This is a genomic window from Klebsiella sp. BIGb0149 (genome assembly GCF_004362605.1).
Lineage (GTDB): Bacteria > Pseudomonadota > Gammaproteobacteria > Enterobacterales > Enterobacteriaceae > Klebsiella > Klebsiella terrigena.
On the sequence record NZ_SNYG01000001.1, the window covers coordinates 39,494 to 65,148 of the forward strand.

A 25,655-nucleotide genomic window follows, 5' to 3' on the forward strand; every position below is an offset into this window, starting at 1 on the left:
GAATGCATAAATGCTATCGCTGAGTAAACCGCTTAATGAATTTGATCAGCTGGATCAATGCCTGTCAAAATACGGCACGCGCTTCGATTTTTGCAGTGAAAAGCAGATTATATTTTCGAACGATATACATTGCGACAAAACGGTGGTTATTTTGGCCGGCGTAATCTCGCTGCGCAGAGGTGAAAATATCCTTGTGGGTATCGCTCAGGCCCCTTTTATTATCGGGCTGGCCGATGGGGTAATGAAAAATGAGGTGAAATATAAATTAATGACCGAGGGAGAGTGCAGCGGATACCACCTGCCTTCCTCCCAGGCGATTAAAATAATCGACCAGAATAATTTGTGGCGCGACGCATTCTGCTGGCTGGTATGGCATAACCGCATTATGGAACTACGCGACCTGCAGCTAATCGGTAATAACTCCTATGAGCAAATTCGCGCAACGCTGCTGTCGATGATTGACTGGGACGAACAATTACGCTTCCGTATTGGCGTTATGAATTATATTCATCAAAAAACGCGTATTTCGCGCTCCGTTGTTGCCGAAGTGCTTGCTGCTCTGCGTAAGGGCGGCTATATCGAGATGGATAAAGGCAAACTGGTCAGCATCAACCATTTGCCTTCAGAATATTAATCAGGATTCGGGAACGGTCAGCGGTTTTTCGCCGCTGAGTTCGCTAACCAGGTCATTGATGCCGTTACTCATATTGCTAAAGCGCGTCAGCGAGGAACGGGTGACCACCACGAAGGCGCCCACGTTAGCCTGCGGGTTCATCGCCATGTAGGTAATAAATCCACCGCCGCCGCCGGTCTTCTGAATAATGCCCGGATGCCCGTTCTTCGGCTTCATATAAACCCAGCCAAGGCCCAGCGCATCGGCTTTCCCCGGCACGTCCATACCAATAACGCGGGTCAGCTGGCTGCGCTGATAGATCAGCGTCTGCATGCGGTCAGCCTGCTGGCCGCGGGTGTAAAAATCAGAGGAGAGGAACTGCTGCATCCAGCGCATCATATCGCCCGGGGTGGAGTAAACGCCGCCGCTGCCGATCGCCGCCAGGGTGTTGTTGCACGGGCTGGCACCCTTCTCGGCGACCATCAGGCGGCCACACTGATCCGGCGATGGCGTAAAGGTGGTGTCCTTCATGCCCAGCGGGCGGGTAATTTGCTCTTCAAACAGCTGCGGATAAGGCTTGCCCGCGGCGTTCGAGAGGGCGTCCGCCAGCAGATCAAACGCGAGGTTGGAGTAGGCGGCCTGCGAGCCGGGCGCGGCTTTCAACGACGTCGTCGACAGCCATTCCCAGCGCTGCTGGCGAGTTGGCCAGACGAAGACCGCGCGGTGCGCCGCGCCGCCGGGCTGTTCACGCGGCAGGGCGCTGGTATGCGTCGCCAGGTTAACTAGCGTAATCGGCGTACCCTGATAGCTCGGCACCCGAGCGCCCGGCGGAGCGTATTTGCTCAGCGGATCGTTAAGCTTCACCACCCCCCGATCGAGCATTTTCACCAGCATTTCGCTGGTCATCAGCTTGCTCAGTGAGGCGATGCGGATAACGGAATCCAGCTGAGGATGTTCATTATTGCCCGGACGCGTCTCGCCAAAGCTGCGAAAAACGCGCTGGTTACCGTCGATGACGACCAGCGCCATGCCGGTGGCACCGCTACCGTAGTAGATATGGTTGGCGTAACGGTCGACAACATCGGAGGCAAATTCCGGGTCGACGCTCGGTTGAGCAGCCTGGACCGATGTCCACGACGCCGCGCACAGCGCAGCAAAAATGAGCAGACTACGTTTCAACGGGGGTATCCATATGATGAAAAGAGATATAGAGCGTATTTATACTACGAAGCGGCGCACAGCGAAGCGCAATGACGACAATATTTCATGGAAAAACGTAACGGTGCGTAAAAAACGATTTTTTACGCTTTCGATACCCGCTTTACCCGGCGGGCGCGTATGATTATTGTTTGGTTAATCAGGTTGTAAGAGAGAGATACATGGCCGCTCAGCGGGTAGTAATGGTAGTGGATATGCAAAATGGCGTTTTTGCGACCCCGCGTATTGAGCGTGAGCGCTGCGTCGCACAAATTAACCGCCTGATCCGCGCCGCGGATCGCGTGATTTTTATTCAGCACGCTGAGGATGGTGGGCTGGAAGAGGGAAGCGAAGGTTTTGCGCTGCTGGCTGAGCTGGAGCAGCCGGAAAATGCAATTTTTGTCACTAAAACCGCCTGCGATGCGTTTTACCAGACCCGCCTCGCGCAGGCGCTGAGCGAGCAGGACATTACGCAGTTTGTGATTTGCGGCTGCGCAACGGACTATTGCGTTGATACCACCATCAAGAACGGCGCCAGCCGCGGCTATGCGATAACCGTTGCCGAGGATGCGCATACTACCGCTAACCGCCCGGCGGCGCAGGCGCAAACGCTGATTGCCCACTATAACGAGGTCTGGCGTACGCTGACCGTCCCCGGCAATCCCGTACGCGTGAAATCCACAGAAACAATTCTTGGCGCCTGGCAGACGAACTAAGCTGCTGATATCCGGTCTCATAATTCGGTCGCCTTTCCTTGCCGCTGCTTCTCTGCGGCGGGCATTGTCGTGGTACACAGCATAATCAGAATGATAAGAAGTTAGCAGGAGAGCATGATGTTTAAATCTTTTTTCCCCAAACCGGGGCCGTTTTTTATCTCTGCCTTTATCTGGTCGCTGCTGGCGGTGATCTTTTGGCAGGCGGGCGGCGGCGACTGGCTGCTGCGGATAGCCGGCGCATCGCAAAACGTGGCCATCAGCGCCGCACGCTTCTGGTCGCTGAACTATCTGCTGTTCTACGTTTACTATATGTTCTGCGTCGGCGTGTTCGCTCTGTTTTGGTTTATCTACAGTCCGCATCGCTGGCAGTACTGGTCGATCCTCGGCACAGCGCTGATTATCTTCGTCACCTGGTTTATGGTCGAAGTCGGGGTGGCGATTAACGCCTGGTACGCGCCGTTCTACGATCTGATACAGGCCGCGCTGGCCACGCCGCATAAGGTCAGCATTAACCAGTTTTATCAAGAAATTGGCGTATTCCTCGGGATTGCGGTTATTGCGGTGATTATCGGCGTGATGAACAACTTTTTCGTCAGCCACTACGTCTTCCGCTGGCGTACCGCGATGAACGAACACTACATGGCGCACTGGCACCATTTACGCCATATCGAAGGCGCGGCCCAGCGTGTGCAGGAAGATACCATGCGCTTTGCCTCCACCCTTGAAGATATGGGCGTCAGCTTTATCAACGCGGTGATGACCCTGATTGCCTTTCTGCCGGTGCTGGTCACCCTGTCCGAGCACGTGCCGGACCTGCCGATTGTTGGCCACCTGCCGTATGGCCTGGTGATTGCGGCGATCGTCTGGTCGCTGATGGGAACCGGTATGCTGGCGGTGGTGGGGATCAAGCTGCCGGGGCTGGAGTTTAAAAACCAGCGCGTTGAGGCGGCCTATCGTAAAGAGCTGGTGTACGGCGAAGACGACGCAGCTCGCGCGACGCCGCCGACCGTACGCGAGCTGTTCGGTGCCGTACGCCGCAACTATTTCCGCCTCTATTTCCACTACATGTACTTCAACATCGCGCGCATTCTCTATCTGCAGGTCGATAACGTTTTCGGTTTGTTCCTGCTGTTTCCGTCGATCGTTGCCGGTACCATTACGCTGGGCCTGATGACGCAGATAACCAACGTATTCGGCCAGGTGCGCGGTTCGTTCCAGTACCTGATCAGCTCCTGGACGACGCTGGTGGAGCTGATGTCCATCTACAAACGTCTGCGCAGCTTTGAGCGTGAGCTCGATGGCAAAGAGCTGAATGAAGTCACGCAAACGCTCGGTTAATTATCTCAAGGAAGGATTATGGCGGCAGCAGCCTCTACTCGTATTGTTTCGCTCTCCCTGACGCTTCTGGCGGGGATGGTTCTCAGCGCCTGTACCAGTAATCAGGGGCCGGCGCTAAAAAAAGGCGAAAAGCCCGTGGACGTTGCCGCCGTAGTCCGGCAAAAAATGCCGGCCAGCGTGAAGGACCGTGACGAATGGGCGCAGGCGATAGCTAAAGCCTTCGAAAGCCAGAAGCTGGCACCGACGGAAGAAAACGTCTGTTCGGTGCTCGCGGTGGCCCAGCAGGAGTCCAACTATCAGTCTGACCCGGTGGTGCCGGGGCTGAATAAAATCGCCTGGCAGGAGATAGACCGCCGGGCGGAGAAAATGCACATTCCGCTGTTCGTCGTGCATACCGCGCTAAAAATTCCTTCGCCGAACGGCAAAAGCTACAGCGAGCGCCTGGATAGTGTGAAAACGGAGAAGCAGCTGAGCGCCGTTTTTGACGATTTTATCGACATGGTACCGATGGGCCAGACCCTGTTTGGCTCCCTCAACCCGGTGCATACCGGCGGCCCGATGCAGGTCAGCATCGCCTTTGCCCAGCAGCACACCGACGGCTATCCGTGGAAAATGGAGGGCTCCGTGCGCAAGGAGGTCTTTAGCCTGCGCGGCGGCCTGTGGTTTGGCACCCGGCATTTGCTGAACTACCCGGCGAACTATAGCGCGCCGCTGTATCGTTTTGCTGATTTCAACGCCGGCTGGTACGCCAGCCGCAATGCCGCATTTCAGCATGCGGTCAGCAACGTTAGCGGCGTGAAGCTGGCGCTGGACGGGGATTTGATTCGCTACGACAGCGACGAGCCGGGGACCACCGAGCTGGCGGTGCGGCGCGTCGCCGGACGGCTGGCGATGAGTGATGACGATATTCACCGACAGCTGAAGAAAGGCGACAGCCTGGCGTTTGAGAAAACCGACCTCTATCAGCAGGTTTTCCGCCTTGCTGATAAGAAAGCAGGCAAGGCCGTACCGCGGGAAATACTCCCCGGGATCCAGCTCGAAAGCCCTAAAATTACGCGAAATCTGACCACCGCCTGGTTCGCGAAGCGGGTTGATGAGCGGCGCGCCAGCTGCATGGCGCGTCGTTAGCGATTATTGCGCCAGCGCAGGAACAGCCCGAGAAAAGCGAGCAGCAGGCAGCCAATCAGAAAGGGGACCAGGCCAAATATTGTCCCCACCGCCAGACCGATTTCTACGCGCGGATGGTGAGTATTCTGGACCTGTATTAAGTGTTCAAAAACGCCGGGTGCGTGCACCAGCATGCTCAGCATTTGCGCCCCGGCCCAGAAGCAGAACAGCACAAACAGTCCGTAGGCGATATTGCTGCTGGTCAGCGGGCTCCTTCTTTTTTTGCCAAAGAGCGTTTTTGAAAAGGCAAACTCTGCCATATAACCTCCGTACTCCACTTCTCAGCCGTTTTTTACACCGGCTACACGGCGATTATTTTGGCAGCGGGGGGCGCTATCCAGTATCAGATTGCTGGTAATTTTCGGCCAGGAATACTCCTGAACTTGCCGCTTTGCTAGCGTGCTAAAAGTTTGGCAAAGAGAGAGCCATCTCCCACTGTTAAATAATTCTCAACGCCGCTACAGACCGTGGATTGCACCTGTGCGAAGATGCTTTTTTTGCCGTTGGAGTTGTCATGAAGCTCACTGAGAAAATTCGCCGTGACTGGCACTATTACGCTATTGCGCTGGGGTTAATTTTTATTCTGAACGGCGTGGTGGGGCTGCTGGGATTTGAAACTCAGGGCTGGCAATCCTATGCCGTGGGGCTGGTGACCTGGGTCATTAGCTTCTGGCTGGCGGGGTTTATTATTCGCCGTCGTCCGGCGGAGCAAGCCTAGGGCGCTGACGGTTTCGCGGCCACCCGGGCCGTAAAGCTGTCGCCCCGGCAAGCGCTGCGTCGCCGGGGCAATTTCATCAGTTCATCGAGGTTTTCAGCGCGCGATCGGCGGCGTGACGCTCCAGCGCCAGCTCAATCAGGCGGGTGATCAGGCTGGTATAATCCAGTCCGCTGGCTTGCCACAGTTTGGGATACATGCTGATATTGGTAAACCCTGGCAGCGTGTTGATTTCATTGATAACCACTTCATTATCTGCCGTCAGAAATACGTCGACGCGCGCCATGCCGCTGCAGCCGAGCGTCTGATAGGCGCGAACGGCGATATCGCGAATTTTATCGTTAACTTCACCGTCAATGGCCGCCGGAACGACGACTTTCGCTCCCTGGTCGTCAATGTACTTGGTGTCGTAGGCGTAGAATTCGCTGTTGAGGACGATTTCACCGCAGGTGCTGGCCTGAGGTTCATCGTTACCCAGTACCGCACACTCGATCTCCCGGCCCTTGATTCCTTGTTCAACCACTACTTTATGGTCAAATTCAAAGGCCAGGTCGACCGCCTGCTGATACTGCTCTTCGTTGTTCACCTTGCTCACGCCCACCGAAGAGCCCTGGTTGGCCGGTTTGACAAACAGCGGCAGGCCGAGCGTGTTTTGCACTTCAGCGAAGCTAAAACGCTGGCGGTTAGCGCGGGTCAGGGTAATAAACGGCGCGATAGACAGGCCGGCGTCACGCAGCAGGCGTTTGGTGACGTCTTTATCCATGCAGGCGGCGGAGCCGAGCACGTCCGAGCCGACGAAGGGCAGGTTAGCCATCCGCAGCATGCCCTGCAGCGAGCCGTCTTCTCCCAGGGTGCCGTGCACTATCGGGAAAATGACGTCGATGGCGGCCAGCGGCTGGCCGCTGTCGGCATTAATCAGCTGCCCGGATTGGCGACCGGGAATCTGCGCCAGCGTGACATCGGAGGGACGCAGCGCAATATGGGCAGGATCCTGCGGGTTCAGCAGATAGTTACCGGCATCGTTAATGTGCCAGAGACCCTGTTTATCAATCCCCAGCAGAACGACGTCGAAGCGCGATTTATCAATTGCTTCCACGATGTTCTTCGCCGACTGCAGCGACACTTCATGTTCTGCCGACTTGCCGCCAAAAACGATCCCAACCCTCATCTTAGCCATTTCAACTTCCATCCTGATTACATCAAAGCACATAACATAGCATGCGTGATGACGGCATGGCTGCCAGAATCTCTGCGGCAGATTGCGGGGGGTTAAAAGCTGTGCAACCGCCGCTGCGGATAAGCAGGCGAGGGCGGGAGTCGATGCGCGGCGGCGACGCGAAGTCAGCACAACGCCCTGAGGCTCAGGCGATTAGCTCTGATAATATTTTATAAATTGGGATATAGAATGATAAAACACTAAACTCATCGCGAGCGCATCTCTGGTAATACGCCGGCGGAGGGAACTTGCTAAGCTAGATAATAATTCACAAAAAACTAATGAATACGCGTAGTTATGGAATCCTGGAAGGTTAATCTCATCTCTGTCTGGTTCGGCTGCTTTTTTACCGGCCTGGCAATCAGCCAAATTCTGCCGTTTTTGCCGCTCTATGTTTCTCAGCTGGGCGTCACCTCTCACGAGGCGCTGTCGATGTGGTCAGGCCTGACGTTTAGCGTCACCTTCCTGGTATCGGCCATTGTTTCGCCGATGTGGGGCAGCCTCGCGGATCGCAAAGGGCGCAAGCTGATGCTGCTGCGCGCCTCCCTGGGAATGGCGATTGCCATCCTGCTTCAGGCCTTTGCGACCAACGTCTGGCAGCTGTTTATCCTGCGTGCGGTGATGGGGCTGACTTCCGGCTATATTCCTAATGCGATGGCGCTGGTGGCCTCTCAGGTGCCGCGCGAACGCAGCGGCTGGGCGCTCAGTACGCTATCGACGGCGCAGATTAGCGGCGTCATCGGCGGGCCGCTGCTGGGAGGCTTCCTCGCCGACCACGTTGGTCTGCGAATGGTGTTTATCATTACCGCCATTTTGCTGACGGTGAGCTTCCTGGTGACGCTGTTCTTGATTAAAGAGGGCGTGCGCCCGCAGGTCAATAAGGCGGATCGCCTAAGCGGCAGGGAGGTATTTGCTTCGCTGCCCTATCCTGGCCTGGTCATTAGCCTGTTCTTCACCACCCTCGTGATTCAGCTGTGCAACGGTTCAATCGGGCCGATTCTGGCGCTGTTTATCAAATCGATGGCCCCGGAGAGCAATAATATTGCCTTCCTCGCCGGCATGATTGCCGCCGTGCCGGGCGTTTCGGCGCTGATCTCGGCCCCGCGTTTAGGCAAGCTTGGCGATCGGATTGGCACCTCGCGGATCCTGCTGGCGACGCTGTGCTGCGCGGTGGTGATGTTCTTTGCGATGTCGTTCGTGACCACGCCGCTGCAGCTGGGCGTGCTGCGCTTCATGCTGGGCTTTGCCGACGGCGCGATGCTGCCGGCGGTGCAAACGCTGCTGCTCAAATATTGCAGCGATAGCGTGACCGGACGCATCTTCGGCTATAACCAGTCGTTTATGTATCTGGGGAACGTCGTCGGGCCGCTGATTGGCGCCTCGGTATCGGCAATGGCCGGCTTCCGCTGGGTGTTTATCGCCACGGCGATTATCGTGCTGATTAACCTTTGGCAGCTGGCGGTTATGCTGCGGCGCAGCCGCCAGGCGACGGCGTAATCACACTCCTCCCTTCTGCCGGTATTTACGTCACAGCGTAAATGCCGGTTACCGATCCCTCCCGCTGATAAATGTATCTCCGATCACAAAATGATCATTTTCACCTCTTTTCCCCTTCTATTTGTAACTGTTACGCGTATACAGTTACGCGTAACAGCTATCTTAAAAGAGGTTTTATGAGAAATTTATTCGATTTATCGGGGAAGCGAGCGCTCATCACCGGTTCTGCCCAGGGGATTGGTAATCTGCTGGCCGGCGGCCTTGCAGAGTACGGCGCGGAGATAATTATCAACGATCGGACCCAGCTGCGTGCGGACCAGGCCGCGCAGGCGCTGGTTGATCGGGGTTATTGCGCAGTGGGATGCGCATTTGATGTGACCAGGGCGGAGGAGGTCGAGCGCGGGATTACCCGTATTGAGCAGGAAATTGGGGCGATTGATATTTTAATTAATAACGCCGGGATCCAGCGCCGATATCCTTTTACTGAATTCCCCGAAGCGGAGTGGGATCGGGTTATTGAAGTTAACCAGAAAGGGGTGTTCCTCGTCTCGCAGCAGGTCGCTAAATATATGATGACGCGCCGTGCGGGTAAAATAATAAATATTTGCTCGATGCAAAGCGAATTAGGGCGAAAAACCATTACTCCGTATGCCGCATCGAAAGGAGCGGTCAAAATGCTTACCCGTGGAATGTGCGTGGAGCTGGCGGAATATAATATTCAGGTTAATGGCATTGCCCCCGGCTATTTTGCGACCGAAATGACGGCTGCGCTGGTGAATGACGAGGCGTTTTCCGCATGGCTGTATCAGCGTACGCCGGCAGCCCGCTGGGGAAAACCGGAGGAGCTGATTGGTGCTGCGGTGTACCTGGCCTCTCCGGCGGCAAACTTCGTCAACGGTCATCTGTTGTTTGTCGATGGAGGAATGCTTGCCGCCGTCTAATTTCCACCCTAATCCAGATTGTATCGCTGCTGCTTTAGGCGCAGTTAATAAAATTAAGCTGAAGTCATAATTAAACCCGTTTGCCTACGAACATAATCTGAGGATTGCTTATGCAAATGCTCGCGAAGTTACCAGCGCGTCGCTGGTGGTATTTAATGCCCATCATTTTTATTACCTATAGTCTGGCATATCTTGACCGCGCGAATTACGGATTTGCCGCCGCGGCGGGAATTGAAAATGATTTAGGTATAACCAAAGGGACCGCGTCGCTGATTGGTGCGCTCTTTTTTCTCGGCTATTTCTTTTTTCAGGTTCCCGGCGCGATATATGCCGTAAAGCGCAGCGTGCGCAAAATGATTTTTTGCAGCCTTATATTATGGGGCGTCTGCGCGGCGGCGACCGGATTTGTCAGTAATATTCCGATGCTGATGGCTATTCGCTTTACCCTCGGCGTGGTCGAGGCGGCGGTGATGCCGGCGATGCTGATTTATATCAGCAACTGGTTTACCAAAACCGAGCGTTCGCGTGCCAATACCTTCCTGATCCTCGGTAATCCGGTCACCGTGCTGTGGATGTCTATCGTTTCCGGCTACCTGATTCAGTCCTGGGGCTGGCGGGAGATGTTTATTATCGAAGGCATTCCGGCAGTTCTGTGGGCGGTATGCTGGTGGATACTGGTTCGCGATAAACCTTCAGAGGTCTCCTGGCTGAACGAGCAGGAAAAACAGGCTCTACAGCAGGCGATGGATAGCGAACAGAGCCATATCAAGCCGGTACGTAACTATGGCGAGGCGCTGCGATCGCGCAACGTCATTATGCTGTGCGCCGTGCATGCGCTGTGGAGCATCGGCGTGTACGGTTTTATGATGTGGATGCCGTCGATTCTGAAAAATGCCGCACAGATGGATATTGTGGCGGTAGGCTGGCTGGCGGCCGTGCCGTATCTGGCTGCCATTATATTAATGCTGACGGTCTCCTGGCTGTCGGACAAGTTCCAGAATCGTAAGCTGTTCATTTGGCCATTGTTACTGATCGCCGCTATTGCCTTCTTCGGTTCGTGGATGGTGGGCAACCAGGCGTTCTGGTTCTCTTATGCGCTGCTGGTGATTGCCGCCGCCTGCATGTACGCGCCGTACGGTCCTTTCTTTGCGCTGATTCCTGAGCTGCTGCCGCGTAACGTCTCCGGCGTTTCTATGGGGCTGATTAACAGCTTCGGGGCGCTTGGTGCTTTCCTCGGCGCGTGGCTGGTTGGCTATTTGAATGGCGTTACGGGCGGTCCCGGCGTTTCTTACACCTTTATGGCTATCGCGCTGCTGGCCTCGGTGGTGCTGATGTATAACGTGCGGGCCAATAATGAACCCTCTTCATCGCTGCTGACGGCAAAAAAGGTTGCGGGTTAACATAAAACGTAGCTGCTGTGGTAAGGTTCTCTGCGAGTACATAAGTCGTTTGTCGTAGAGAACCTGATGAAAAACAGCCGGATGACATTACAGGATATCGCCAACCTGGCGGGGCTTAATAAAATGACGGTGAGCCGCTATTTGCGCGACCCAGGCCAGGTGTCGCAGCGTAGCCGCGAGCTTATTTCTAAAGTCATGGAAGAGAATAACTATATCCCCAACCGGGCACCGGAAATCCTGCTCAACGCGCGCAGTAAAACAATCGGCGTGCTTATCCCCTCGTTTCGCAATCAGATTTTCGCCGACGTGCTGGCCGGTATTGAGTCGGTGACTTCCGCGCATCAGTACCAGACCCTGATCGCTAACTACGAATATGACCCCCAGCGCGAAGAGCGCGAAGTGCTCAACCTGCTTTCATATAACATCGATGGCCTGATCCTGACCGGCAAGCAGCATAGCGATCGCATGATCCAATACGTACGCGCGAGCGGTATTCCGGTTGCGGAACTGATGGACTTCGGTGGCCCGCAGCTTGATATTCAGGTGGGCTTCGATAACGAAAAGGCCGCACGGGATATGACCAACGCTTTTCTCGAAAGCGGCAAACGGTCAATTGCCTTCTTTGGCTCAATGGACGATCCCCGCGATCTGAGCCGTTTTCGCGGTACCGAACTGGCGCTGCAGGCTCATGGCCTGAAGGCGTATCACATGGCTCCGCGTACTATTTCTTCGGTCGCCCTTGGGCGGCAGATGTTCCTGAAAATGCAGCAGTCGTGCCCGGGTATCGACGCGATTTTTTGTACCAATGACGATCTGGCGGTTGGCGTATTGCTTGAATGTCAGTCTCAGGGTAAAACGGTGCCGCAGGATATGGCTATTGCTGGTTTTCACGGGTTGGAAATTGGCCGCGCAAGTTTGCAGAAAATAGCCAGCGTCATTACTCCACGTTATGACATCGGTAAAACGGCCAGCGAAATACTGCTTGCCAGACTTGCCGGTAAAGATGCACCGGACAGCGTGAATTTGGGCTATCAGATATATTATGGCGATACGTTATAGTTATATATCCGCTATCCCTGAAATTGCTGATGCCTTGACCCTGCGGCTCCCGACTCATCCACCGGCCTCGCCCCCTCAGATTGCGGGCTATGCTCCTGCCAGGTTGGCCGCCTTTCTGCAACCGAATTTATTTTCGCGGGCGCTGGAATAGCAATATTCCTTTTAACTCTTATCTATTAAATTTAGTTATGAAGATTATTACGCCGGTATTCAGGGGACCCCTCGCGCCAAATAAGTAATGAGCAAAACGTTTCGCTAAATATTGATTGCGGCGAGTAATCATTTTAAAAAAATAATTCTGGTATCCGACGGCTAATGTATGACATAAATAGCAACTCACTGACCTCGCCTAAGGATAAAGCGTTGTGAAGAATCTCATTGCCGAGCTACTGGTAAATCTGGCACAAAAGGAAGAGGAAACAAAGGAGCTGACGGTGCAGGTTGAGGCGCTGGAAGTGGTGGTCACGGCGCTGCTAAGGCATATGGAGCAGGACGCTCAGCAGGCGTTAATTAACGATATTGAACAGGCTATCGAGCAGGCCAGCCCCGGTCCGCTGGTTGACGAGCGCGATGCCCAGCGGTTGCAGCAATATATAAAAAAGCTGTTGCGGCATCCTCGTAGCTAGCGCCTGTGACAAGGCATGGATGCTGTCATTTTACTGTCACATCGCTTTTATAAAGTCTCCCTCGTTTTGTTTTTTAAGTATTTTTACATGGAGACGACAAAAGTGAAATTAAGCGCCCTCTTTATTGCCCTGCTGCCTCTGCTGGCCTCCCCGGTTATTCATGCTGATACCCCGTCCGCCCCGGCGCTCGATAATCGTGCCGCCCAGGGAGATATCACCGCTCCCGGCGGCGCTCGTCGTTTAAGCGGCGACCAAACTGCCGCGTTACAGGCCTCATTAATCAACAAGCCAGCTAAAAATATTATTTTGCTGATTGGTGACGGAATGGGTGATTCAGAAATTACTGCCGCACGCAATTATGCCGAAGGCGCGGGCGGCTTCTTCAAAGGTATTGATGCGCTGCCGCTGACCGGTCAATACACCCATTATTCTCTGGATAAGAAAACCGGCAAGCCGGATTATGTGACCGATTCCGCCGCGTCCGCGACGGCGTGGACCACCGGCGTCAAAAGCTATAACGGCGCGCTGGGCGTCGATATCCACGAGAAAGATCACCAGACCATCCTTGAGCTGGCGAAAGCCGCCGGCTTTGCTACCGGCAACGTCTCTACCGCCGAACTGCAGGACGCCACGCCGGCCGCTCTGGTGGCGCACGTGACCTCACGTAAGTGCTATGGCCCCAGCGTTACCAGCGAAAAATGTCCGGGCAACGCGCTGGAAAAGGGCGGCAAGGGTTCGATTACCGAGCAGCTGCTGAACGCCCGCGCCGACGTGACGCTAGGCGGCGGGGCTAAAACCTTCGCCGAAACCGCCACCGCCGGTGAATGGCAGGGCAAAACGCTGCATGACCAGGCGGTCGCTCGCGGCTACCAGATTGTTACCGACGCCGCTTCGCTGGCCGCGGTCGGCGAAGCCAACCAGGGTAAACCGCTGCTGGGGCTGTTTTCTGACGGTAATATGCCGGTTCGCTGGGAAGGGCCTAAAGCCTCCCTGCACGGCAATATCGACAAGCCGGCGGTAACCTGTACGCCGAACGCGAAGCGCGATGCCTCGGTGCCAACGCTGGCGCAGATGACGGATAAAGCCATCAGCCTGCTGAGCAGCAACGAGAAGGGCTTCTTCCTGCAGGTTGAAGGTGCCTCCATCGACAAACAGGATCACGCGGCGAACCCGTGCGGCCAGATTGGCGAGACCGTCGATCTTGACGAAGCGGTGCAGAAAGCGCTGGAGTTCGCCAAAAAAGATGGCAATACCCTGGTGGTGGTAACCGCCGACCACGCGCACTCCAGCCAGATCATCCCCGCAGATTCTAAAGCGCCGGGCCTGACGCAGGCCCTGACCACCAAAGACGGTGCGGTGATGGTGATGAGCTACGGTAACTCCGAGGGTGAGTCGATGGAGCATACCGGGACGCAGCTGCGTATCGCCGCCTACGGCCCGCACGCCGGGAACGTCGTCGGCCTAACCGATCAGACCGACCTGTTCTATACCATGAAAGAGGCTCTGGGCCTGAAATAAGCCCGTGCCGGCGGCGAATTTCAGCCGCCGGCTGGTTTTTTTCCCGTCAGCGACCAGACTTACAGGGATTGACTCACAGAAGGATGGTGCGATGAAAATAACATTACTGGTTGCCCTGTTGTTTGGCCTGGTCTTTGCCACTGCGGTCAGTGCCGCGGAAAAAACGCCGACGCCCCAGCAGCAAAAAATGACGGTCTGTAACAAAGATGCGTCGGCGAAAGCGCTGAAAGGGGATGAGCGTAAGGCGTTCATGAGCAGCTGTCTGAAGAAAGATGCGCCGGCTCCGGAGAACAAAGGGTTAACGCCTCAGCAGCAAAAAATGGGCGAGTGTAACGGTCAGGCGACCCAGCAGTCGCTGAAAGGGGACGATCGTAAGAAATTTATGAGCGCCTGCCTGAAAAAACAGGGGTAGTGGAAACGGGTGAGGCCGGGCCTCACCCGATTATGCCCGGCTTCAGGAGCGGCTAAGCTTCTCCGATTTTTCCATGCATTTCACCATCGCTTCGATCACCGCTGAACGGAAACCTTTCTCTTCCAGTACCCGAACCGCCTCGATGGTGGTTCCACCCGGCGAGCACACCATATCCTTCAGCGCGCCCGGATGCTCTGCGCTTTCCAGCACCATTTTCGCCGAGCCCATCACCGCCTGGGCGGCAAACTTATAGGCCTGAGCCCGAGGCATGCCGCCGAGCACGGCGGCGTCAGCCATCGCTTCGATAAACATAAACACGTAGGCCGGCGCCGAGCCGCTGACGCCGACCACCGGATGGATCATCGCCTCAGAGATAATCTCAGCCTGACCAAAGCAGCGGAAAATTGTCAGAATTTCAGCGGTTTCTTCGCTGGTGACCAGCGCGTTTGGCGTGACGGAGGTCATCCCCGCGTTGACCAGTGAGGGCGTGTTAGGCATGGCGCGGACGATCTTGCGATCGTGTCCCAGCGCGCGCGCGAGCTGATCGAGGGTGACGCCCGCCGCGATGGAGACCACCAGAGAATCTTTATTCAGGCTGGAGGCCACGTCGCTCAGCACTTTAACCATGATCCCCGGCTTTACCGCGCCGAACACAATATCTGCAACCTGGGCAACGTCCTGAGCGCTCTGCGCCGCGTTGATACCGTACTGGTCGCGTAGGGCCGCTACTTTATCCGGCGACGGGGTGTAGACCCAAATTTGCCCCGGCTGTACCTGCCCGCTGGCGATAAGGCCGCCGAGAATGGCCTTACCCATATTACCGCAGCCGATAAAGCCAATTTTCTTCTCCATCACCCTTCTCCTGTGCTTATTTTGTCGTGAGCTATCTAGCTTATCACTCCGGAGCTTTCCCGGGGGACAAAAGCAGGTGACAATAATAGCCCCCTTTTTCGTCAACAGGAGCTGGAATGGCTATTTGGGTTGATGCGGACGCCTGTCCAAACGTGATTAAAGAGATTTTGTTTCGTGCCGCCGAGCGCACGCAAACGCCAACGACGCTGGTGGCAAACCAGGCGCTGCGGGTGCCGCCGTCGCGCGTTATCCGTACCCTGCGCGTAGCGCAGGGCTTTGATGTCGCCGATAATGAAATCGTTCGCCTGTGCGAGCCGGGCGATCTGGTGATTACCGCCGATATTCCGCTGGCCGCCGAAGTGCTGGCCAAAGGCGGCGCGGCGCTCAATCCGCGCGGGGAGCGCTACAGCGAGGCCACCATTCGCGAGCGCCTGACGATGCGTGATTTTATGGAAACGATGCGGGCCAGCGGCGTGCAAACCGGCGGCCCGGATACCCTATCGCAGCGCGACCGTCAGCAGTTTGCCGCCGCGCTGGAGAAGTGGCTTACAGAAGCGAAAGGTCGGTAGCCTACACCCAGCTATCGTCGTCGCTGCCGATGTCGTCATCGCCGAAACCGGCGTCGAAGTCGGAGCTGTAGGTGCTGTTATCCGCAAGGAACTGACCGTCGTCCTGGCGGAAGAGATCGTCCGACGCGCTGCTATCCGCCGTCTGCGTGAGGTCTGCCTGCGGCTGCTCTTCGATGATATTGACGATCTCCTGCGGGTGCGAGCCGCTGAACATATTGGTCAGCATATTGCCGAGCACCACGCCGCCCGCCACGCCCGCCGCGGTCTGGAGCGCACCGGCCATAAAGCCGCCGCCGCGAGCCGCCTGAGGAGCGTAGTTCTGCTGCTGCATTTGCGGGGCATACTGCGGCTGCGCGCCGGCCTGCGGCCGACCGTACTGATCCGCGCCCGGAATAGGGTCAGAACCGCGCGATGGCGACTGGCCGCCGCCGAACAGGCCGGAGAGAAATCCGCCGCTGCTCGGTTTTGCCGCCTGCAGCTGCGTCACCTGGCCTTCCAGCGCCTGGATACGATCGTTGAGCCGCTTAATCGCCGCTTCCTGAATCAGGATCGTTTGCGCCATGTAGTAGGGGGCGGCCGGCTGCTCTTTGATGTGCTGCGCAATCCGCTCCTCGGCGCCGGCATCGCGCGATGCGCTCTGCGTTCCGGCCTCTTTTAGTCGGGAAAACAGCCCATCGATAAGGCGTTGTTCTTCAGATTGCATGATACATTCCTCTGTCACACTGATAAATTACGGTCAGAGTGCGTCTGGACCACCCATGTTGTAAATATGTTGCAGCGTAAAGCTTTGCATAAATGTGTTACCGTTTACGCCTGCCAGCGGCTAAAAAATAATCCCTGAGTCGAGGTAAATCTGGCGCAACATTTAATGCAATGATAGGTTTACATGCAAAATCCCTTTGCTCTCTATGATGAAAGGGATCGCCTGATAATTTGTAACGTTTATTTTACGGTTATCGTGACGCCGCTTTGCAGGTATCATTGCGCACTTTTCGTATTCATTTTCCCGCAAAATGCGGAACCAGAGGGTCTTCGGTAATGACACAGCCAATCTATCTCATCGGTCCACGCGGCTGCGGTAAAACGACGATCGGCCACGCGCTGGCGCGGGCGCGCAATTACCAGTTTACCGATACCGATCATGCCCTGCAGGCGCTAGAGCAGCGTACGGTCGCGACGATCGTTGAGCAGGAGGGCTGGGATCGCTTTCGTGAGCTGGAGTCGCAGGCGCTAAAAGCGGTCACCCGCCCGGAAACGGTTATTGCCACCGGCGGCGGCATTGTGCTCATTGAAGAGAACCGTCAGTTTATGCGTGAGAACGGCGTGGTTTTCTATCTCCAGGCCTCGGTATCTGCGCTGATTGACCGCCTTGAAGCCTATCCGAAAACCGAACAGCGTCCGACGCTGACCGGCAAACCGATCCGCGATGAGGTTGGCGAAGTGCTGGCGCAAAGAGAGGTGCTGTACCGGGCGACCGCGCACCATATTATCGATGCGACCGCCGAGCCGGATGAGGTGGTCGGGCAGATCGTGGCGACGCTGCAGAGCGCCTGTGCGGTTGATAATTAACCCTTCAGGGTGGCGAAAGAGCCGCCTGCTGGCGGATAACGGAGCGAGTTCGGACTTTACCTGGGGCAAACGGAGCGCGGCTATCTATACTTTATGGCTCGTACGGTAAAAGAGGGAAGAGCCATGCCAGACCGACCGCCATATCCGCGCGAAGTGCGCGTCGTCGCCGTTGAGAAAGGTCAGAAGGGCCAGACTGAAACCTGGTATCAACTCCGCGCCGATTATCCCACCCCCGATTCACTGATTAGCGAACATCCTGTCGAAAGCGAAGCGCTGGATGCCAAACGGCGCTATGAGGATCCTGATAAATCCTAGCCCGCCTTCTGCGCCGTAGCCTGTCAGCGCCACCGCTGGCAGGTATTTTTGCCCCCGCTGACCCTGTCGCTCGCCGCTGATTTCCGTACCTGCGCGGTGCGCTGTTTCTCTCAGCCAAAGAGTAAAACCAGACACCTGTCACATTTTTAATTCATCACGCGTACTAATGAATACCTAAGGTGCGGATTTTTCAGGAGTGTTCCTGAATCATCTGGAATCTTTACACTCTACTGGAGCGCTAAGCTGCTACGCTTCTGGACGGTTGATTTTTAGCCACCAGGGGGGCGGATATTATGCGGTAAGCCTGTGCTGAAGGCGTGGAAGTGAAAAGGTAGATGATATGAGTACAACAATGGCCATTTTAACCGTTGGCGTGGTGCCGGTAGCGGAGGTTCTGCCGCTGTTAACCGAACATATCAGGGAAGAGCAGATCACGCATATTAGCCTGCTGGGTAAAATGACGCGTGAAGAGGTGATGGAAGATTATGCCGTTGATCCCGACGACGAGTGCCTGCTGACCTTGCTCAATGACAACCGGATGGCCGAGGTCTCGCGGTGGAAGATTGAACGTGATTTAAAACATCTTATCGCGGTGCTCGACCGGCAGGAGTATGACGTCATTCTGCTGTTGAGCTCCGACATGCTGAGCGGTTTTACGGCGCGCAACGCTATTCTGCTGGAGCCGCAGCGCATTATCCCGCCGCTGGTGGCGTCGATCGTCGACGGCCATCAGGTGGGGGTCATCGTTCCCGTTGAGGACGTTCTGCCGCTGCAGCAGCAAAAATGGCTCTCGCTCAACAGCGCGCCGTACTACGCGCTGGCGAACCCGGTTAGCGGCAGCGACAGCGATTTGCTGGAGGCCGGAAGGGTGCTGCTGGAGCAGGGCGCCGACGTGCTGGTGCTGGACTGTCTCGGCTACCATCAGCATCACCGGGACGTGCTGCAAAAAGCGCTGGACGTGCCGGTTCTGCTGTCTAACGTGCTGGTTTCACGGCTGGCGGCAGAGCTTTTGGTCTAAGCCATTTTGCGGCCGCGCGTATTGCGAGGCGCCAGGCCTGTGGGCAAAGGCGGGCGCTGCGGCTATCCTGCGTCACAGGACAGGTATCAGACGTTAATTTTACGTGACAGAAACGAGGAGCGCCCCCTATATTGAGGTTTCAACAAAAGATCATAAGGGCTTGTTTATGCTTCAAAGTAATGAATACTTCGATGGAAAAGTGAAATCGATTGGTTTCACCAGCAGCAGTACGGGCCGCGCGAGCGTGGGCGTGATGGCGGAAGGGGAATATACCTTTGGCACCGCACAGCCGGAAGAGATGACCGTGGTCAGCGGGGCGCTGAACGTTCTGCTACCTGGGGAAACCGAGTGGAAAGTTTATAGCGCCGGTGAAGTATTCAACGTTCCTGGCAGCAGCGAGTTCCACCTGCAGGTTGCTGAGCCAACGTCCTATCTGTGCCGCTATCTGTAATGCAGATTTTGTCATCCTGCCGCCGTGCGGCAGGATGACGATCCGCGTAATCGAGTGATTCTGCGGATGTCATTCAGCTGATTAGCGCTGGGCTTCTCCGCCCAGGGCTTCCACCAGATTCTGAATCAGCGCGGCCAGTTCGCCGGTCATCAGAATAAAGTCGGCGTCAAAGCGCAGGGCAAAATCTTCCCGATCGATATCCTCATTCTGATCGCGCAGTTCGTCACAGAACTTCAGGCGCTTGATGGAGCCATCGTCACACATCAGGAACTGAATACGCTGCTGCCAGTCGAGGGCCAGCTTGGTGACGACCTTCCCGGCCTCAATGTGCACGGCGATTTCGTCGCTGACCAGATCCTGCTTCTTCGCGCGGATCACGCCACCGTCTTCCAGCATAGCCTTCAGCTCGGCTTCATCCAGCAGCTGGAAGCCCTGCGCCACGGTGCCTGAGCGCACCCATTCGGTGAGCGTCAGCTCGATCGGGTTTTCCAGCGCCAGCGGGACAACCGGCAGCGAGCCTAAGGTTTTGCGCAGCAGAGCCAGCGTATCTTCCGCTTTTTTGGCGCTGGCGCAGTCCACCATGATCAGACCGTTGACGGTATCGATCCACATCATGGTCTGGCTAAAGCGGCTGAAAGCGCGCGGCAGCAGCGAGTGCAGCACTTCGTCTTTCAGCGAATCTTTTTCGGTTTTTTTCAGCTTGCGGCCCTGCTCGGCTTCCAGCTTGAAGATCTTCGCTTCCAGCGCCTGTTTGATCACCGGAGACGGCAGGATCTTCTCTTCTTTGCGCGCGCAGATAACGATCTGCCCGTTTGTCGTGTGCGTCAGCGCATCGCTGTGCGATCCCATCGGCGATACCCAACCGGTTTTCGCCATATCCTGGCTACCACAAGGCGTAAACGTCAGCTCGGCCAGCTGTTTTTCCATCTCCTCGGCGCGCAGGGAAATGTCGCGGCTGAGACGGTAAACCATTAAATTTTTGAACCACAGCATGATAATTTCCACGGCTTTGTCGTTAAATCCAGCGGGCATGATAGCGAATTGTCGCTATGCTTGCATTGTTAATCGGGGAGAGGAGCATACAGTGCGTATTGGTATTGATTTAGGCGGCACGAAAACGGAAGTCATTGCCCTGAGCGATAAGGGAGAGCAGCTGTTTCGCCACCGTTTGCCGACGCCGCGGGACGATTATCGGCAAACGATAGAGAATATTGCCGCCCTGGTCGATATGGCAGAGCAGGCGACCGGAGAGCGCGGCAGCGTTGGAATGGGGATCCCCGGCTCGATTTCGCCGTACACCGGCGTGGTGAAAAATGCCAACTCCACCTGGCTCAACGGTCAGCCGTTTGATAAGGACCTGAGCCAGCGGCTGAATCGCGAAGTGCGGCTGGCGAATGATGCCAACTGCCTGGCGGTATCGGAAGCGGTGGATGGCGCCGCGGCGGGCGCTCAGACCGTATTTGCGGTCATTATCGGCACCGGCTGCGGCGCCGGCGTGGCGTTTAACGGTCGTTCGCATATTGGTGGCAACGGCGCCGCCGGAGAGTGGGGGCACAACCCGCTGCCGTGGATGGATGAGGACGAGCTGCGCTATCGCGCGGAGGTCCCGTGCTACTGCGCAAAGCAGGGGTGTATTGAAACCTTTATCTCCGGCACCGGCTTTGCCACCGACTATCGGCGTCTGGGCGGCCAGCCGTTAAAGGGCAGCGAGATCGTGCAGCGGGTTGGCGAGCAGGACCCGCTGGCGGAGCTGGCGCTGAGCCGCTACGAGATGCGGCTGGCGAAGTCGCTGGCCCACGTGGTGAATATCCTCGACCCGGACGTTATCGTACTCGGCGGCGGAATGAGCAACGTCGAGCGCCTGTACCAGACGGTGCCCGCGCTGGTGAAAGGGTGGGTGTTTGGCGGCGAGTGTGAAACGCCGATCCGTAAAGCGCTGCACGGTGACTCCAGCGGCGTGCGCGGCGCGGCCTGGCTGTGGCCGCTGTAGGCGGCTGAGGAGAGGCTCTCGACTCCGGCTTCCCGGCGGCACCGCGCTGCCGGGAGGCCGGGTGGAGTTTTACTCTACCGCGTAGGCCTTATCGAGACGGCTGTATCCCAGCCCGTTAATTTTTTTCACCTTGATCTGCACGGGGATACGCTCCTTCATCGCTTCGACGTGGCTAATCACGCCGATCGCCTTGCCGCTGGCGTTGAGGGCATCCAGCGCGTCCAGCGCGGTATCCAGCGTTTCGCTATCGAGCGTACCGAACCCTTCGTCAAGGAACAGCGAATCAATGCGCGTTTTATGACTCACCAGATCGGATAGCGCCAGCGCCAGCGCAAGGCTGACGAGGAAGCTTTCGCCGCCGGAGAGGGTGCGGGTATCGCGCACCGCGTCCGCCTGCCAGGTATCGACCACCTCCAGCTCCAGCGCTTCGCTGGCCTTGCGCTGCAGCTGATAGCGGCCGTGCAGGCGGTTGAGCTGATGGTTAGCCAGCCAGACAAGGTTATCCAGCGTCAGCCCCTGGGCAAATTTACGGAATTTATCGCCTTCTTTCGAGCCAATCAGCGAATTGAGCCACGCCCAGTCCTCCACCTGCCGCGCGGCGAGCGCGATCTCCTGCAGCAGCGCCTGCTGGCGCTGCTGATTCTCGGCGTTCTGCTTCAGCTGCTGGCGGATCTCCCCCTGACGGGCGCTGTTTTCCCGCAGCAGAGGGGCCAGCTGCCGTAAGCGGGCCTCGACCTCTTCCATCGGCTGGGTGATGTCGGCCTCCGCCGGCGGCTGCTGCCGATGCTGCGCCAGCGCCTCCCGGGCCCGCAGGGCGAGAGCGCCGTTTTGCTGGAGCGTATTTTCCAGCGTCTGCCTGAGCTGTTCCAGGCGCTGGCGGGTCTCTTCATCGAGCAGGGCGTCGAGAAACGCCTGCCGGTCGGCAAAGGGGCTGGCGGCGAGGGCGGCGGCGAACTGGCCCTCGGTTTCTGCCAGCAGCCGCTGCTGCTGGCTCTCCTGCTGGCCAAGGGTGCGCCACTGGCTCTGCAGCGCCAGGCAGTCGTCGTGCACCTGGCGCCAGCCCTCAAGCGGCGCGGGCGGGACCGCCTCTTCCGTCTCCGGCAGCGTCTCCAGCAGGGGGATCAGCTGCTGCAGGCGCTCCTGCAGGGCGGCAGATTCGTCGTGCCTGGTCTGCCAGCCGCGGGTTTCCTCTTCGCGCGCGGCCAGCCAGGCCGCCGCCGTTTCCGCCTCAGGCGCGCTGAGGGCAAACGCCGCGAGCTCGGCGTTGAGGGCGCTGTGACGCTGGGCCAGATCCTGCTGCAGCTGCCGGAGCTGCAGCTCGCACTCCTGCTGCTGCGCCTGCCAGGCCAGCCGCTGCTGATGCTGATACAGCTGCTGCTCCCGCTCCTGCTGAGCGTCGAGCCAGCCGGGAATATCATCCTCCGGCCGCAGGTCAATCTGCAGTTCGCCGCTGACGCTCTGCCACTGAGAGGTAAGCGCTTGCTCCTGCTGGAGCAGCGAGTCTCGCTCCTCTTTTTGTTTAAGCTGTTGTTTCAAAAGCGCATCCAGCTCGCCGCGCAGCTGGGCACCTTCTTCCGCCAGCCGTTTAACCTCGCGCTCGAGGGCCTCGCGGCGGGCGTGATTCACGCCGGGCGTCAGTGCCCGATATTCGGCGACGGCCGGGTGTTCGCAGGAGCCGCAGAGCGGGCAAGGCGCGCCGGGCTGCAGGCGCGCGCGCTCCTCTTCCAGTCCGGCAATCCGCTCTTCCAGTTCACAAATGGCTTTCACATCGCTGAACTGCTGATTTTTCTCTTTGTAGGCCTGGCGCCGCTGGGTCAGCGTCGTTTCCAGCTTCTCCTGCTCCTCGCGGCCGGCCTGCTCCGTCGCCTGCAGCTGGCTGAGGCGCTGGCGCAGGGGCAGCAGACGGCTGTGCAGGGTTGCCAGCTGCTGACGCTGCGGGCGGGCGGCGGCGTGGCGGGCAAGGTCGTCGCGAACCTGCTCGGCATCCAGCGCCAGCGTCGCCGGCGGCAGTTCGCCGAGCCGACGGCGGGTTTCCGCCAGCCGCTGCTCCAGCCCGGCCTGCTGCTGCGCGTCGCGCGCCTGCTGCTGGAACGCCGCCCGCCAGCCCGCCAGGGCATTGCCCCACTGACGATAGCGGTCGTTGGCCTTCAGCCATTCGGCGAGCGATTGCTGCGTCTGCTGCAGCTGGCTCGTTTGCTGCTGCGCCGCGAGACGAATGCCCGCCCGCAGCCTCAGCCGATCGTGTAAGCGAGTATTTACTTCTTCCACCTGACGGCGGGTCTGCGCCAGCGCCTCGGCCTGCTCTTGCTGTCGGGTCCACAGCGGACGCAGCTGGTCGGCAGGCTGCGCCTGCTGCAGCGCCGCCAGCTGCGGCTGGGCCTGCTCCAGCGCCTGCTGCGCCTCGCGCAGTCGCGCCTCGGTCTGGATCTGGTCGCGGCTTAGCTCCTGCTGGCGCAGCAGCCATTGCAGCGTATTTTGCTCCCGCGCCTGCTCGGCGAGGCGCTGCTGTTCTTCAGCAGTAAGTACTTGCAAACTTTGCTGCAGCGCCTGCTGCTGCTCGTCGCTTAGCAGCAGCACGCCGGAGGCCTGGGCCTGCAGCTTTTCCAGCTCGCTGCGGGCGAGCTTGTGCTTTTCAAACACCTGGGCGGAGATCTGACCGTAAATTTCGGTGCCGGTGAGCTCCTCCAGCAGCTCCGCGCGCTCTTTGGGTTTGGCGTTAAGAAAGGCGGCGAACTGGCCCTGGGAGAGGAGCATCGAGCGGGTAAAGCGGCCGTAATCGAGGCCGGTGAGCGAGGCGGTCATCTCCAGCTTGTCTTTGACTTTGTCGGCAAGAATTTGCCCATCGTCGCAGCGGGCCAGCTCGACGCGGGGCGCCTGCAGGTTGCCGTCGGGCTGGTTGCGCGCGCGGTTCTGGCTCCAGAAGGCGCGGTAGGCGGTGCCTTTGACCTCAAACTCAACTTCAGCCAGGCATTCGGCGGTATTGCGGGTCATCAGATCGTTTTGCGATTGCGACACGCTGCTCAGGCGCGGCGTTTCGTGGTACAGCGCGAGGCAGATAGCGTCCAGCAGCGTCGTTTTCCCGGCCCCCGTCGGCCCGACGATCGCGAACAGCCCGTTGCTGGCGAAGGGTTCGGCGGTGAAATCAATTTTCCACTCGCCTTTCAGGGAGTTAAGGTTTTTAAGACGCAGGCTCAGAATCTTCACAGGTGCTCCTCATCGTTCAGGCCGTGCAGCGTTTCGTTAAACAGCTGCTCGAGGCGCTGCTGCTGCGGCTCTTCGAGATCCTCCAGCGCCAGGCGACGGGCAAAAACCTCCTCAACACGCAGTTCGCTGAGGGTTTCCCGCCGCTCGCCGGCCAGAATACGCTCGCGCTGGGCGCGGCTGCGGCGCACCAGCAGCACTTCCACCGGCAGCGCTTCGCAGCGGGCCTGGATCTGGCGCTGAATATCGTGCAGATATTCGTCGCTGGTGATTTCAATATCCAGCCAGGCGGCGGGCAGCCCCGCGCTATCCTGCCACCGGTCAAGCTGTTCGCTGATGCTGGCAAAATCGCCTTTTAGCACCGCCAGCGGCTGGACTATCGGCACCGCCAGCGGGCTCACGTCCGCCAGTTGGCCGTCGGTAAAGGTCACCAGATTGACGCTTTTACTTTTCCCGGTCTCATCAAAGCTCAGGGAGATTGGCGAGCCGCTGTAGCGGATATGCTCGCAGCCGCCGACGATCTGCGCCCGGTGGATATGGCCCAGCGCGATGTAGTCGACGGGAGGAAAACGGCTGGCCGGGAAGGCATCGAGGGTGCCGATGTAGATTTCACGCACCGCGTCGCTTTTGCTGGCACCGACGGTGGTCAGGTGGCCGCTGGCGATAATCGGCAGCGGCCGGTCGCCGCGCAGGGCGCAGGCCTGCTGGTACTGCTGCTGATAGTAGTCGCTGATGGCGGTGAGCAGCAGCTGCTGCTTTTCACCGCTGGAGTGTCCGGCCTGACTGGTGACCAGCTCGCGCGGGCGCAGGAAGGGGACCGGGCAGAATATTGCCCCCGGCGAGCCGTCGCGCAGCGGCAGAAAGAAGGGGGCATGGCCGGCGTTCGCCACGACCGTGGTTTTTAAGAAGGCCAGGATGTCGCGCGATTCATTCAGCGTGGCGACCGAATCATGGTTTCCCGCCAGCACCACCAGCCGACAGCCGGTTTGCTGGAGCTGAACCACGAAGTGGTTGTACAGCTCGCGGGCGTAGCTCGGCGGCGAGCCGGTATCAAAGATATCGCCGGCGACAATAATGGCATCGACCTCGTGCTCCTGCGCGCTGGCCAGCAGCCAGTCGAGAAAGGCCGCATGCTCAGCGGCGCGGCTTTTGCTGTAAAAGTTTTGCCCGAGATGCCAGTCAGAGGTGTGAATGATGCGCATAAATATTCCGTTGCCTAAGAGCGTTGCCGCCATTATACCATCGACGCAGGGGGAGTTAAGTGCGTGTCATAAT

At 57.8% G+C, this 25,655-nt stretch carries 26 protein-coding genes; 18 read left to right on the forward strand and 8 right to left on the reverse strand.

All coding sequences use genetic code 11. The features are described 5' to 3' along the window. The first annotated feature begins 10 nt into the window (after nucleotides 1-10). A complete protein-coding gene (gene iprA / locus EDF75_RS00185) occupies nucleotides 11-634 on the forward strand; it encodes a hydrogen peroxide resistance inhibitor IprA (RefSeq protein ID WP_133596334.1) in 624 nt (207 codons plus the stop codon). On the opposite strand, the gene ampH is transcribed toward iprA, so the two are convergent. Further along, a complete protein-coding gene (ampH, locus tag EDF75_RS00190; protein ID WP_133596336.1) occupies nucleotides 635-1,792 on the reverse strand; it encodes a D-alanyl-D-alanine-carboxypeptidase/endopeptidase AmpH in 1,158 nt (385 codons plus the stop codon). Nucleotides 1,793-2,013: 221 nt separating this feature from the next. Between ampH and EDF75_RS00195 the strand changes: the two genes are divergently transcribed. The 3 genes from EDF75_RS00195 (at nucleotide 2,014) to EDF75_RS00205 (ending at nucleotide 4,992) form a co-directional block, all read left to right on the forward strand. Beyond that, nucleotides 2,014-2,526 (forward strand): isochorismatase family protein, encoded by a 513-nt coding sequence (locus EDF75_RS00195; RefSeq protein ID WP_166646107.1) that lies wholly within the window; start codon nucleotides 2,014-2,016, stop codon nucleotides 2,524-2,526. Nucleotides 2,527-2,643: 117 nt separating this feature from the next. After that, a complete protein-coding gene (gene sbmA / locus EDF75_RS00200) occupies nucleotides 2,644-3,864 on the forward strand; it encodes a peptide antibiotic transporter SbmA (RefSeq protein ID WP_133596339.1) in 1,221 nt (406 codons plus the stop codon). Between the two features lie 18 nt (nucleotides 3,865-3,882). Beyond that, nucleotides 3,883-4,992: a DUF1615 domain-containing protein gene (locus EDF75_RS00205; protein ID WP_133596341.1), complete on the forward strand. Its 1,110-nt coding sequence runs from the start codon at nucleotides 3,883-3,885 to the stop codon at nucleotides 4,990-4,992. Here the strand turns inward: EDF75_RS00205 and EDF75_RS00210 are convergent. Next, the gene (locus EDF75_RS00210; protein ID WP_133596343.1) at nucleotides 4,989-5,291 is read right to left on the reverse strand and encodes a DUF2755 family protein; all 303 of its coding nucleotides are present in this window, start codon (nucleotides 5,289-5,291) and stop codon (nucleotides 4,989-4,991) included. The genes EDF75_RS00205 and EDF75_RS00210 overlap by 4 nt on opposite strands. 254 nt (nucleotides 5,292-5,545) lie before the next feature. Here EDF75_RS00210 and EDF75_RS00215 point away from each other — a divergent pair, with 254 nt between their 5' ends. After that, complete coding sequence (locus EDF75_RS00215; RefSeq protein ID WP_045854165.1) at nucleotides 5,546-5,749, forward strand: DUF2754 family protein; 204 nt, start codon at nucleotides 5,546-5,548, stop codon at nucleotides 5,747-5,749. A 76-nt stretch (nucleotides 5,750-5,825) separates the two neighbouring features. Here the strand turns inward: EDF75_RS00215 and ddlA are convergent, their stop codons facing one another. After that, the gene (ddlA, locus tag EDF75_RS00220) at nucleotides 5,826-6,923 is read right to left on the reverse strand and encodes a D-alanine--D-alanine ligase (protein ID WP_133596345.1); all 1,098 of its coding nucleotides are present in this window, start codon (nucleotides 6,921-6,923) and stop codon (nucleotides 5,826-5,828) included. Between the two features lie 336 nt (nucleotides 6,924-7,259). On the opposite strand from ddlA, the gene EDF75_RS00225 reads away from it, so the two are divergent. The 7 genes from EDF75_RS00225 (at nucleotide 7,260) to psiF (ending at nucleotide 14,415) form a co-directional block, all read left to right on the forward strand. Continuing rightward, complete coding sequence (locus tag EDF75_RS00225) at nucleotides 7,260-8,459, forward strand: multidrug efflux MFS transporter (protein WP_045854167.1); 1,200 nt, start codon at nucleotides 7,260-7,262, stop codon at nucleotides 8,457-8,459. Nucleotides 8,460-8,635: 176 nt separating this feature from the next. Then, on the forward strand, nucleotides 8,636-9,400 hold the full coding sequence (gene idnO / locus EDF75_RS00230; RefSeq protein WP_133596347.1) for a gluconate 5-dehydrogenase: 765 nt from the start codon (nucleotides 8,636-8,638) through the stop codon (nucleotides 9,398-9,400). A 110-nt stretch (nucleotides 9,401-9,510) separates the two neighbouring features. Next, complete coding sequence (locus EDF75_RS00235) at nucleotides 9,511-10,800, forward strand: MFS transporter (RefSeq protein ID WP_045854169.1); 1,290 nt, start codon at nucleotides 9,511-9,513, stop codon at nucleotides 10,798-10,800. Nucleotides 10,801-10,866: 66 nt separating this feature from the next. After that, nucleotides 10,867-11,859 (forward strand): DNA-binding transcriptional regulator IdnR, encoded by a 993-nt coding sequence (gene idnR / locus EDF75_RS00240; protein ID WP_133596348.1) that lies wholly within the window; start codon nucleotides 10,867-10,869, stop codon nucleotides 11,857-11,859. A gap of 365 nt (nucleotides 11,860-12,224) precedes the next feature. Then, nucleotides 12,225-12,485 (forward strand): anti-adapter protein IraP, encoded by a 261-nt coding sequence (gene iraP, locus EDF75_RS00245; protein WP_041144254.1) that lies wholly within the window; start codon nucleotides 12,225-12,227, stop codon nucleotides 12,483-12,485. Between the two features lie 87 nt (nucleotides 12,486-12,572). Further along, nucleotides 12,573-14,003 carry an alkaline phosphatase gene (gene phoA / locus EDF75_RS00250; RefSeq protein WP_076945460.1) on the forward strand — a complete coding sequence of 477 codons (1,431 nt, stop codon included), beginning with the start codon at nucleotides 12,573-12,575 and terminating at the stop codon, nucleotides 14,001-14,003. A 91-nt stretch (nucleotides 14,004-14,094) separates the two neighbouring features. After that, nucleotides 14,095-14,415, forward strand: coding sequence for a phosphate starvation-inducible protein PsiF (gene psiF / locus EDF75_RS00255; protein WP_041144255.1), 321 nt, complete (start codon nucleotides 14,095-14,097; stop codon nucleotides 14,413-14,415). A 42-nt stretch (nucleotides 14,416-14,457) separates the two neighbouring features. Here the strand turns inward: psiF and proC are convergent, their stop codons facing one another. Continuing rightward, nucleotides 14,458-15,267, reverse strand: a complete 810-nt coding sequence (proC, locus tag EDF75_RS00260) for a pyrroline-5-carboxylate reductase (protein WP_133596352.1) — start codon at nucleotides 15,265-15,267, stop codon at nucleotides 14,458-14,460. A 116-nt stretch (nucleotides 15,268-15,383) separates the two neighbouring features. Between proC and EDF75_RS00265 the strand changes: the two genes are divergently transcribed. Next, entirely contained in the window at nucleotides 15,384-15,836 is a 453-nt protein-coding gene (locus EDF75_RS00265) for a YaiI/YqxD family protein (protein WP_045854174.1), read from the forward strand. Nucleotide 15,837: 1 nt separating this feature from the next. Here the strand turns inward: EDF75_RS00265 and EDF75_RS00270 are convergent, their stop codons facing one another. After that, entirely contained in the window at nucleotides 15,838-16,539 is a 702-nt protein-coding gene (locus tag EDF75_RS00270; RefSeq protein ID WP_133596354.1) for a DUF2076 domain-containing protein, read from the reverse strand. Nucleotides 16,540-16,874: 335 nt separating this feature from the next. On the opposite strand from EDF75_RS00270, the gene aroL reads away from it, so the two are divergent. The 4 genes from aroL (at nucleotide 16,875) to ppnP (ending at nucleotide 19,189) form a co-directional block, all read left to right on the forward strand. Beyond that, nucleotides 16,875-17,405 (forward strand): shikimate kinase AroL, encoded by a 531-nt coding sequence (gene aroL / locus EDF75_RS00275; protein ID WP_133596356.1) that lies wholly within the window; start codon nucleotides 16,875-16,877, stop codon nucleotides 17,403-17,405. Nucleotides 17,406-17,528: 123 nt separating this feature from the next. After that, nucleotides 17,529-17,720 (forward strand): YaiA family protein, encoded by a 192-nt coding sequence (locus EDF75_RS00280; protein ID WP_133596357.1) that lies wholly within the window; start codon nucleotides 17,529-17,531, stop codon nucleotides 17,718-17,720. Between the two features lie 340 nt (nucleotides 17,721-18,060). Then, complete coding sequence (locus tag EDF75_RS00285; RefSeq protein ID WP_133596359.1) at nucleotides 18,061-18,738, forward strand: AroM family protein; 678 nt, start codon at nucleotides 18,061-18,063, stop codon at nucleotides 18,736-18,738. A gap of 166 nt (nucleotides 18,739-18,904) precedes the next feature. Then, complete coding sequence (gene ppnP, locus EDF75_RS00290) at nucleotides 18,905-19,189, forward strand: pyrimidine/purine nucleoside phosphorylase (RefSeq protein WP_045854179.1); 285 nt, start codon at nucleotides 18,905-18,907, stop codon at nucleotides 19,187-19,189. Nucleotides 19,190-19,270: 81 nt separating this feature from the next. Here the strand turns inward: ppnP and rdgC are convergent, their stop codons facing one another. Next, nucleotides 19,271-20,182 (reverse strand): recombination-associated protein RdgC, encoded by a 912-nt coding sequence (gene rdgC / locus EDF75_RS00295; protein WP_041147534.1) that lies wholly within the window; start codon nucleotides 20,180-20,182, stop codon nucleotides 19,271-19,273. A gap of 91 nt (nucleotides 20,183-20,273) precedes the next feature. Here rdgC and mak point away from each other — a divergent pair, with 91 nt between their 5' ends. Then, entirely contained in the window at nucleotides 20,274-21,179 is a 906-nt protein-coding gene (mak, locus tag EDF75_RS00300; protein ID WP_045854180.1) for a fructokinase, read from the forward strand. A 69-nt stretch (nucleotides 21,180-21,248) separates the two neighbouring features. Here the strand turns inward: mak and sbcC are convergent, their stop codons facing one another. Together sbcC and sbcD are read right to left on the reverse strand one after the other, a co-directional pair. Continuing rightward, nucleotides 21,249-24,383, reverse strand: a complete 3,135-nt coding sequence (sbcC, locus tag EDF75_RS00305; RefSeq protein ID WP_133596361.1) for an exonuclease subunit SbcC — start codon at nucleotides 24,381-24,383, stop codon at nucleotides 21,249-21,251. Next, nucleotides 24,380-25,582 (reverse strand): exonuclease subunit SbcD, encoded by a 1,203-nt coding sequence (gene sbcD, locus EDF75_RS00310; RefSeq protein WP_133596362.1) that lies wholly within the window; start codon nucleotides 25,580-25,582, stop codon nucleotides 24,380-24,382. The genes sbcC and sbcD overlap by 4 nt, the downstream gene beginning before the upstream one ends. Nucleotides 25,583-25,655 lie beyond the last annotated feature (73 nt).

Coding starts and splice junctions, on each gene's coding strand:
- iprA (WP_133596334.1), top strand. CDS start 11: ATGCTATCGCTGAGTAAACCGCTTAATGAATTTGATCAGCTGGATCAA.
- EDF75_RS00195 (WP_166646107.1), top strand. CDS start 2,014: ATGGTAGTGGATATGCAAAATGGCGTTTTTGCGACCCCGCGTATTGAG.
- sbmA (WP_133596339.1), top strand. CDS start 2,644: ATGTTTAAATCTTTTTTCCCCAAACCGGGGCCGTTTTTTATCTCTGCC.
- EDF75_RS00205 (WP_133596341.1), top strand. CDS start 3,883: ATGGCGGCAGCAGCCTCTACTCGTATTGTTTCGCTCTCCCTGACGCTT.
- EDF75_RS00210 (WP_133596343.1), bottom strand. CDS start 5,291: ATGGCAGAGTTTGCCTTTTCAAAAACGCTCTTTGGCAAAAAAAGAAGG.
- EDF75_RS00215 (WP_045854165.1), top strand. CDS start 5,546: ATGAAGCTCACTGAGAAAATTCGCCGTGACTGGCACTATTACGCTATT.
- ddlA (WP_133596345.1), bottom strand. CDS start 6,923: ATGGCTAAGATGAGGGTTGGGATCGTTTTTGGCGGCAAGTCGGCAGAA.
- EDF75_RS00225 (WP_045854167.1), top strand. CDS start 7,260: ATGGAATCCTGGAAGGTTAATCTCATCTCTGTCTGGTTCGGCTGCTTT.
- idnO (WP_133596347.1), top strand. CDS start 8,636: ATGAGAAATTTATTCGATTTATCGGGGAAGCGAGCGCTCATCACCGGT.
- EDF75_RS00235 (WP_045854169.1), top strand. CDS start 9,511: ATGCAAATGCTCGCGAAGTTACCAGCGCGTCGCTGGTGGTATTTAATG.
- idnR (WP_133596348.1), top strand. CDS start 10,867: ATGAAAAACAGCCGGATGACATTACAGGATATCGCCAACCTGGCGGGG.
- phoA (WP_076945460.1), top strand. CDS start 12,573: ATGGAGACGACAAAAGTGAAATTAAGCGCCCTCTTTATTGCCCTGCTG.
- psiF (WP_041144255.1), top strand. CDS start 14,095: ATGAAAATAACATTACTGGTTGCCCTGTTGTTTGGCCTGGTCTTTGCC.
- proC (WP_133596352.1), bottom strand. CDS start 15,267: ATGGAGAAGAAAATTGGCTTTATCGGCTGCGGTAATATGGGTAAGGCC.
- EDF75_RS00265 (WP_045854174.1), top strand. CDS start 15,384: ATGGCTATTTGGGTTGATGCGGACGCCTGTCCAAACGTGATTAAAGAG.
- EDF75_RS00270 (WP_133596354.1), bottom strand. CDS start 16,539: ATGCAATCTGAAGAACAACGCCTTATCGATGGGCTGTTTTCCCGACTA.
- aroL (WP_133596356.1), top strand. CDS start 16,875: ATGACACAGCCAATCTATCTCATCGGTCCACGCGGCTGCGGTAAAACG.
- EDF75_RS00280 (WP_133596357.1), top strand. CDS start 17,529: ATGCCAGACCGACCGCCATATCCGCGCGAAGTGCGCGTCGTCGCCGTT.
- EDF75_RS00285 (WP_133596359.1), top strand. CDS start 18,061: ATGAGTACAACAATGGCCATTTTAACCGTTGGCGTGGTGCCGGTAGCG.
- ppnP (WP_045854179.1), top strand. CDS start 18,905: ATGCTTCAAAGTAATGAATACTTCGATGGAAAAGTGAAATCGATTGGT.
- rdgC (WP_041147534.1), bottom strand. CDS start 20,182: ATGCTGTGGTTCAAAAATTTAATGGTTTACCGTCTCAGCCGCGACATT.
- sbcD (WP_133596362.1), bottom strand. CDS start 25,582: ATGCGCATCATTCACACCTCTGACTGGCATCTCGGGCAAAACTTTTAC.